Annotated in this window: 8 protein-coding genes; 2 read left to right on the top strand and 6 right to left on the bottom strand. The window is 45.1% G+C overall.

Annotated elements, in window-relative coordinates; all coding sequences use genetic code 11:
* Positions 1-143: 143 nt before the first annotated feature.
* Genes dxs through xseB form a run of 3 tightly spaced genes read right to left on the bottom strand, consistent with a single transcriptional unit; the run spans position 144 to position 3,219 of the window.
* Positions 144-2,024: a 1-deoxy-D-xylulose-5-phosphate synthase gene (gene dxs / locus BIZ39_RS14880; protein ID WP_187447349.1), complete on the bottom strand. Its 1,881-nt coding sequence runs from the start codon at positions 2,022-2,024 to the stop codon at positions 144-146.
* A gap of 32 nt (positions 2,025-2,056) precedes the next feature.
* Positions 2,057-2,947 carry a farnesyl diphosphate synthase gene (locus BIZ39_RS14875; protein WP_014950084.1) on the bottom strand — a complete coding sequence of 297 codons (891 nt, stop codon included), beginning with the start codon at positions 2,945-2,947 and terminating at the stop codon, positions 2,057-2,059.
* 29 nt (positions 2,948-2,976) lie between these two features.
* Positions 2,977-3,219: an exodeoxyribonuclease VII small subunit gene (gene xseB / locus BIZ39_RS14870; RefSeq protein ID WP_014976981.1), complete on the bottom strand. Its 243-nt coding sequence runs from the start codon at positions 3,217-3,219 to the stop codon at positions 2,977-2,979.
* 412 nt (positions 3,220-3,631) lie between these two features.
* Here xseB and pomA point away from each other — a divergent pair, with 412 nt between their 5' ends.
* Positions 3,632-4,393, top strand: a complete 762-nt coding sequence (gene pomA / locus BIZ39_RS14865; RefSeq protein ID WP_014950082.1) for a flagellar motor protein PomA — start codon at positions 3,632-3,634, stop codon at positions 4,391-4,393.
* Entirely contained in the window at positions 4,393-5,322 is a 930-nt protein-coding gene (locus BIZ39_RS14860; protein WP_014976980.1) for a flagellar motor protein MotB, read from the top strand. The genes pomA and BIZ39_RS14860 overlap by 1 nt, the downstream gene beginning before the upstream one ends.
* Before the next feature lie 87 nt (positions 5,323-5,409).
* Here the strand turns inward: BIZ39_RS14860 and BIZ39_RS14855 are convergent, their stop codons facing one another.
* From BIZ39_RS14855 to BIZ39_RS14845, 3 genes are read right to left on the bottom strand one after another with little or no spacing between them, the layout of a single operon-like run.
* Positions 5,410-6,666, bottom strand: coding sequence for an SAM-dependent methyltransferase (locus tag BIZ39_RS14855; protein ID WP_187447348.1), 1,257 nt, complete (start codon positions 6,664-6,666; stop codon positions 5,410-5,412).
* 2 nt (positions 6,667-6,668) lie between these two features.
* Positions 6,669-7,412, bottom strand: a complete 744-nt coding sequence (locus tag BIZ39_RS14850; RefSeq protein WP_080986395.1) for a DUF1365 domain-containing protein — start codon at positions 7,410-7,412, stop codon at positions 6,669-6,671.
* The gene (locus tag BIZ39_RS14845) at positions 7,409-8,674 is read right to left on the bottom strand and encodes an NAD(P)/FAD-dependent oxidoreductase (protein WP_187447347.1); all 1,266 of its coding nucleotides are present in this window, start codon (positions 8,672-8,674) and stop codon (positions 7,409-7,411) included. The genes BIZ39_RS14850 and BIZ39_RS14845 overlap by 4 nt, the downstream gene beginning before the upstream one ends.
* Positions 8,675-8,681: the final 7 nt, after the last annotated feature.

Here is an 8,681-nt window from a genome sequence, read left to right as displayed (position 1 = left end):
ACGACCTGACAGGTATTACCCCAGAGTAGTGAGGAAAAGACCGACTAAATACCCCACAAAGAAAAATGCCAGTCAGCTTAACTGACTGGCATTACGCAAAATAGCGGGCTTTTTAATGTCTTAGTGGTGATTTTAAAGCTCAATTAGTTAGCGCTTAAACTGCTAGCCGCTGTAATAATACCTTTAGCGTCAAGGCCGTGCTCTTTGTACATTTCCTGCTGAGTGCCTTGTAATATAAAGCTATCAGGCAGACCCAACATCTTCACTGCCTTAAGAACACCATTTTGCTGCAAGTGTTCAAGCACCGCACTACCAGCTCCACCCATAATACAGCCGTCTTCCAACGTAATAAATGCACTGTGCTCACTGGCTGCTTTTAATACTGCGTCGCCGTCTAACGGCTTAATGAAACGCATGTCGATAACGGTAGCGTCAATCGCCTCTGCAGCTTCAAGCGCGTAGGGCAGTAGGCAGCCAAAGTTTAAAATGGCGATACTTTCAGACTTGCCTTTTGATGATTCTCGACACGTACGAGATTTACCAATCTCAAGCTCTGTCATAGCTTCGTCAGGCGTGACACCCATGCCAGCACCGCGAGGGTAACGAACAGCAGCTGGTTTTTGTAGCTTGTGACCCGTGTAAAGCATTTGACGACATTCATTTTCATCTGAAGGAGCCATAACCACCATATTCGGAATACAGCGCAGGAAAGCGATATCAAACGCCCCCTGGTGAGTAGGGCCATCTGCGCCAACAATACCGGCTCTATCAATGGCAAACAATACGGGTAAGTCTTGAATCGCCACATCGTGAATGAGCTGGTCGTAGGCGCGCTGCAGGAACGACGAATAAATAGCAACAACCGCATTCATACCGTCTTTGGCAAGGCCTGCACCAAAGGTCACCGCGTGCTGTTCAGCAATCGCAACATCGAAATACTGCTCTGGAAAACGCTGAGAAAACTCAACCATGCCTGAACCTTCGCGCATGGCTGGCGTTACCGCCATTAGCTTAGGGTCTTGTGCCGCCATATCACACAGCCATTTCCCAAAGATTACAGAGTAGGTAGGGGCTGAAGGCTTAGATTTTGGCAAAGCGTTGTCAGCCGGATTGAATTTTGGTACCGCGTGGAACTTGATAGGGTCTTCTTCAGCAACCGCGTAACCTTTACCTTTCTTGGTGACTACGTGAAGTAGCTGCGGGCCGTCAAACTTGCGCATATTGCGTAGCGTATCGACAACACCATTAACGTCGTGGCCGTCGATAGGGCCAATGTAGTTAAAGCCAAGCTCTTCAAATATCGTGCCCGGGACAACCATGCCTTTAATGTGTTCTTCTGCACGGCTGGCAAACTCCTTAATAGGAGGTACATTGCTTAGCAGCTTTTTGCCGCCATCGCGTATAGAGTTGAAAAAGTTGCCTGTGAGCAAGCGAGCTAAGTGACTGTTCAACGCACCTACGTTTTCAGAAATAGACATTTCGTTGTCGTTAAGTACAACTACCATGTCTTTCTTGATATCACCAGCGTGATTAAGGGCTTCAAACGCCATACCAGCGGTCATTGCACCGTCGCCAATTACCGCTACAACCTTTCTGTTTTTGCCTTCTTTTTCGGCAGCCACAGCCATGCCCAGCCCTGCGCTAATCGATGTAGACGAATGACCAACTGCAAAGGTGTCGTAGTCGCTCTCAGGCGGCCATGGGAAAGGGTGCAGACCATTCTTTTGGCGAATGGTGCTCATGCGCTCTGCACGACCTGTAAGGATTTTGTGCGGATAAGCTTGGTGACCTACATCCCACAGCAGTCGATCGAAGGGGGTGTCGTACACATAGTGCAAAGCGACGGTCAGTTCCACTGTGCCTAAACCAGATGCAAAGTGCCCACTAGTTTGGCTTACGCTGTTAAGTAAGTACTCACGCAACTCATCGGCGAGCTCGCGTAATTTGTCTTGGGGCAACTGCCTCAATTTATCGGGTGTTTGCGCAAGCGCAAGCGTTGGGTAATGTTGGAGATCTAAACTCATGTACTTATTATCTTTTTCAACATGGCGCGTGGCTAATGGTCGCGTTTTACCAAAAGCTCGCTAAACGCAATTAAACTGTCAGTATTGTAGGGTAAACGCGCCAATGCTTGAAGTGCATTATCGTGAAGCATTTCTAATTCTTGTTTAGCACCTGTAATACCAAGTTTGGCTGGAAAGGTATTTTTCCCTAACGCTTCGTCTGACCCCGCGGGCTTACCTAATTTTTCGCTACTGCCTTCCACATCTAAAATATCGTCTTGAACTTGGAAAGCTAGCCCAATATCCGCGGCATAAGCCATTAAGTCAATTTTAGTTTGAGGCAGTAAGCCTTCACTAACAATGGCGACCATTTCTACGCAGGCTTTTAACAATGCACCGGTTTTCAATCTATGCAGCTGTTTTAGTTCTTCTAGCGAGATGGTTTTGCCGGTGCTGGCTAAATCGATAGCTTGCCCACCGCACATACCTATGTAACCCGCACTTTTCGCAAGTACAGACAGTAACTGGCTACGCTTTGTTTCAGCATACGTGCTTAATGGCGCATCAGCTAACACTGTAAATGCAAGTGCCTGCAGCGCATCGCCAGCTAAAATAGCGGTAGCCTCATCAAAGGCGATATGGCAGGTTGGCATACCGCGGCGCAAGTCGTCGTCGTCCATGGCTGGTAAATCGTCGTGGACTAACGAGTAGGCATGCACACATTCAATGGCCATACTAATAGCCATTTGGTCTTTTTTGGGCACGTCTAGGGTGTTACCTACTACTTGAACAAGTAGTGGCCGCATCCGTTTACCGCCAGCAAGTAAGGCGTGACGCATTGCGTCTTTCAAGCGCGGCGCGTAATCGGGTAATTCGTCAATTAATGTAAGAAGAGATGCATCAGTTTGTTGTTTAACTTGCTGATGCAAAGCAGAAAAATTCATAGATTGCCTGTTAGTTAAAAATGAACGATTTATGGCTGTTCACTTTCAGGAAGAGGGTGGAGCGTTTCTTCGCCTTGTTCACTGAGCAGTATCTTTACTTTTTGCTCGGCGTTTTCAAGAGATTGTTGGCCTTGGCGGGAAAGTGCTATGCCGCGTTCAAATTTTTCTAGTGCTTTATTAAGAGGCAGATCACCGCTTTCCATTTCGTTAACGATAGCTTCTAGTTCTGATAAAGTTTCTTCAAAAGACGCTGATGCTTTTTCTGTCGTCATAAAAACACTCAATATAGTGGCCAAAATACGTATACCGCGCACATTAACCGAGGGTTGCACAAGGGTCAAATGGTTTGTCCGTATATCGCCTATATCACAGTAACATAGCTTTTTTTTCATCCAGTTCAAAAGGCAACATACAAGCAAATTGTGCTATATTCGATGCAAGGCTCAGTAACCTTTCAGAAGTAACCGTGTTATTTACTGTGAAGGAAAACGTAAGGCGCTGAAAAAGCGCTAGATGTTTTTAGTTTATAAAAACAGACAAAGCAGCGCTTTTACATAGAACCTACTTCATAATAAACAAATAAATGTGATATTTTTCAATAATGTCGTTTTAGTATTTCTATCTTTTGCCGATAGGATATTTGTACACTAACAGCACTGACTGCGCATAAATGGGGAAGAGTGAGTGGATTTAGCAACCGTCATAGGTATGTTGGGCGCCATTGGTTTCATAGTTATGGCTATGATTCTGGGCGGCAGCTTGGGCATGTTCATCGACGTGCAATCAATACTTATTGTATTCGGGGGAACACTATTTGTTGTCCTATCTCAGTTTACGTTGGGCCAATTCTTCAGTGCGGGTAAAGTTGCTGGCAAAGCATTCATGTTCAAAATTGAAACGCCTGAAGAGCTTATCGAGAAGATTGTTGAAATGGCAGACGCTGCGCGAAAAGGCGGGTTTCTGGCACTAGAAGAAGCGGAAATTTCAAATGAGTTCATGCAAAAAGGTGTGGACATGCTGGTTGACGGCCACGACATTGAAGTGGTGAGAGAAACGTTAGCTAAAGATATTTCTATGACAACGGAAAGGCATGAGTTCGGCGCTTCTATATTTAAAGGAATGGGTGACGTAGCACCAGCGATGGGTATGATTGGTACTTTGATCGGTCTGGTTGCCATGCTTTCAAACATGGATGACCCTAAAGCCATCGGCCCTGCCATGGCGGTAGCGCTATTAACCACGCTTTATGGTGCCTTTTTTGCCAACGTCGTGTGTTTGCCAATTGCCTTTAAACTGGCGGTAAGAGCTGGAGAAGAGAAGTTAAACCAGAGTCTTGTTCTTGACGGTATTGTGGGTATAGCCGACGGCCAGAACCCACGTGTTATCGAAGGAGTATTAAAGAACTACCTTGCGGCGAGTAAACGCGGAAGCGCAGAGGAAGAGTAATGGCCGAAGAAGAATGCCCAAAATGTCCCCCCGAGGGGCTTCCAGCCTGGATGGGAACCTTCGCAGACCTGATGTCGTTGCTTATGTGCTTCTTTGTACTGCTACTTTCGTTTTCGGAAATGGACGTACTGAAGTTTAAACAAATTGCAGGCTCTATGAAGTTTGCTTTTGGTGTGCAAAATAAAATTGAAGTAAAAGATATTCCAAAGGGCACCAGTGTTATTGCTATGGAATTTCGTCCGGGTAAACCTGACCCTACGCCCATTGAATCCATTCAGCAGCAAACTAACGAAATGACCCAGCAAATGCTGGAATTTCAGGCTGGTAACGAAGACTCTGCCGGCGGAAGGCAGAAGCAGCGCGGCGAGCAGCGTGGCGGACAATCTCAACAAACGGCTACTGAGTCGTCTTCATCGGCTGAGCAAAGCACCGATCAGTCGCAAATGGCTGAACTGATGAAAAAAGTAGCGCAGCAATTAGAAAAACAAATTCTAGATGGTTCGGTGGAAATGGAATCGTTGGGTCAGCAGTTAACCATTCGAATCCGTGAAAACGGTTCCTTCTCGGCGGGCTCGGCCTTTTTGCAGCCCCAATTCCAACCGGTGTTGAGAAAAATCGGTACGCTGTTGGCGGATGTGCCTGGAGAAATCGAAATTTCAGGGCACAGTGACGGTCAGCATATTGCTAATGAACTCTATCGTTCTAATTGGGACTTGTCAGCGCAGCGCGCTGTAGCGGTCGCTGAAGCCATGCGGACCGCGCCAGGGTTTGACGAAAGTCGTATGTCGGTAGTGGGTAAGGCAGATACCGATCCAATTGTAGAAAATGCCACTACACCTTCAGACCGAGCGCAAAATCGTCGCGTTGAAATTAATATTAATCAGGGTAAGCCAATGCTGTCGAAGCCTATATCAGTTGTAGATGAGTAGTGCTTTGACCTAGTGTCAGCTTCAAACAAGAAAGCGGCGCCAAAAGGGCGCCGCTTTTTTTGTCACTACTATCGATAATTAGCGTTGTTAAACACGAGCCAAATCAAGTCTGTAATGAGGCTTTGAAATCACAAGCTGAACGGTACTGATTGTCCTTTCTAAAAAACCACCTTCACAATATTTCAGGTAGTAGGTCCACATCCGCATAAAACGCTCGTCATAACCGTCGTTTAAAAGCTCATCTTTTGCAGAGATAAATGCTTCATACCAATGGTTCAGTGTTTTCGCATAGTCAATCCCGATGTCGTGTAAGTCACGAATCATCATATTAGTGTACTTTTTCAGGTGAGCGTTAAGCTGGTGCTGAGAAGGTAAAAATCCACCCGGAAAGATATATTTCTGAATAAAGTCGACACTATTTGAATAGCTGTCGTAACGTCTGTCATCAATGGTTATTGACTGAAGCAGCATTAGGCCATCGTCTTTTAAAAGTGACGAGCATTTCTCAAAGAAATTTCCTAAAAATTGTTTGCCTACAGCTTCAATCATCTCGATAGACACGAGCTTATCGTACTTGCCTTCAAGTAGGCGATAATCCTTTTTCAGCAAAGTGATTTTGCTTTCAAGTCCTTCTCGGGCAATCCATTCTTTTGCCCATGCATGCTGCTCTTCTGAAATGGTAGTGGTCGTTACGCGGCAACCATAATGCTTAGCAGCATAGACGGCTAGCCCGCCCCAGCCCGTGCCAATCTCTAGAAGATGATCGGTTTCGCTAAGCTGTAACTTGTCGCAAATGGCTTTGAGCTTGTAATTTTGTGCATCATTGAGAGTTGCATTCGGATCTGGGTATATGGCTGACGAATACATCATTGTTGGGTCAAGGAAGCGGGTATAAAGCTTATTACCCAGATCGTAATGCGCCTCGATATTTTTCTTGGCTTGGTCCTTTGTATTTCGACGTGCAAAGTGTTGAATCTTGTTGATGGGCATAGTCACCCATTTAAATTTATTCTCCCATTCGTCAAGGGTAGATAAATTCCTAGCAAACACTCTTACCACGGCTGTTACGTCGTCACTGTCCCATAACCCATCCATGAATGCTTCTCCGGCGCCCACACTTCCGCCAAGCAATAAGCGTCGATAGGCTTGTACATCCTTGATATTTACCGTTGCACGCAAATCGCTTTCGCCTGTGCCGAAACGCGCAACGACATCGCCGTTTTCTTGAATGGTTAAACTGCCAAAAGGCAGTTGTTTTAAGCATTGTAGGAATAGAGTTCTACACGCTTTATCTACAAAGGAGACCTCTGAGGTGGTCAGTAGTACAGATTCACCAAAAGACATTGTTATTGTTCCTGACTTTTTTCTGGGTGTGTATACAGTGGCGTTCGTTTAAGCAGTAGTTTAAGCGCGTGCCAATAAATTCCAGCCACTGTTTTTATTGTCATACTGGGTATACGTTTAAGTGCCGCAGATAGATTCGCATTATCTAAAGTAAATTTAGTCAAATTAATCCCTGCACTGAACTCTTTGTCGTCTCTTACACAATCCATCGCAAGTGACAGTCTAGCCGACGGCTGCGATATCGACCATTTGTAGGTCATATCCATTGGATTAAACGGGGAAACATGAAAAGCTTTTGGCGTATCGTCTTGAGTATCTAGATTTACAAGGTAGTGATGACGCTCATTCCACGGCGTGTTACTTACTTCGGCAAGCATATGTGTATACTTACCTTCGGCATTGCGTAGGTAATAGAAATTCACCGGGCTGAAATAAAGCCCCCACATACGCAGTTGTCCCAGCATAAAGACATCGCCTTGAAGCGTCTTCCCTCCGTTTAACTCTGTCATTCTGTCTATTACTGCCTGACCTAGAGGAAAAGAGGGATCACCTAAGTAGTCTTCACGCTTGAAACGCACTCTAGCCTTGTCGTATGCAGAGAAGCGTTTTAACGAACTGGACAAGATTTCGAGTTCGTTGCTCTCAAGCTTTAGCCAAAATAAATAAATGTCATAGTCAAATTTATGCTGGGTAGGCTTAAACCGTTGGTGATAAACCTTACCCTTGTAGATGGCACTTTCTATCACAGGGCTTCACCAAAGCGAGAACAAACATCAAGTGCGCTAGTTACGCCGTCTTCATGAAAACCGTTATACCAGTAGGCTCCACAAAAATGTAAGTTGTCTACGCCACAAATTTCATTTCTTCTTGCTTGGGCGTTGACCATGCTGGCACTGTATTGCGGATGTGCGTACTGATAGCTTCGAAGAATACTCTTTTGGTCTATTTCCGCCGTATTATTTAACGTTACACAGTAGATGCTTTGTGCTTCAAGGCGTTGAAGAATATTCATGTTATAAGTGACAGAAGCGGGGCGGGCTTCCTCACTTGCGTCTTCTTTTAAGCTGTAATTCCAACTCGCCCAAGCTAATTTTCTTTTAGGCAGCTGTGAAATATCTTTGTGCATCACCACGTCGTTTTCTGCGTAAGGGATATTTCCAAGGATATCTCGATGCAGCGAAGTCGGTGAGTGAATCATTTTTAACGCTTGGCCACTGTGGCACGCAAATACCACATGATCATACATCGCAGCGTTGCCTGAAGAGTCGGTAACCTGCCACTTATCATCGCTTTTCGCTACCGACAGAACGGCCGTCGATAGTTTTATCTTAGACTCAAATGGTGCGATTAAAGGCGGAATGTATTGGCTTGACCCACCTTTAATTGTGTACCACTGAGGACGGTCGGTAATATTGAGCAAGCCATGGTTGTTGAAAAACTGCAAAAAGAACGTGAGTGGAAACTTTCTCGTTTGCTCTAAGCTGCTGGACCAAATTGCGGCGCACATAGGCAAGATATAATAACGTGCAAAGTCATCGCTGAGTTTTAATTCTCTAATGACGTCTTCTAACGTAAGTGAAGAAGTATCACGGTTTTCTGCGACCATCGCTTTACACGCTTTGTTAAACGTCAATATGTCTTTCACGATGCGCCAAAATTTAGGCCTCAGAATATTACGCCGCTGTGCAAATAAACTGTTTAAGTTATTGCCGTTGTATTCGAGGTTTGCCTTTTTACTCATTACAGAGAAGCTCATCTCTGTTGGTTGATACTCAACATTTAACTGATTAATGAGCTTTATAAAATTAGGGTAGGTCCAATCATTAAAAACGATAAAGCCTGTATCGATATGGTAAGTTTCCCCATTGTCGCTTATTTTCTTCGTTGCAGTATGACCACCTATATAGTCATTTGCTTCGTACACTGTGATGTCGTGCTGCCTATTTAGAAGGTGCGCGCAGGTCAAACCAGAAATACCTGTGCCAATGATGGCAATCTTATTGTTCATTCATCTT

The organism is Alteromonas sp. BZK5 (genome assembly GCF_014349115.1).
Taxonomy (GTDB): domain Bacteria; phylum Pseudomonadota; class Gammaproteobacteria; order Enterobacterales; family Alteromonadaceae; genus Alteromonas; species Alteromonas macleodii.
This window is presented reverse-complemented; position numbering and strand designations above follow the sequence as displayed.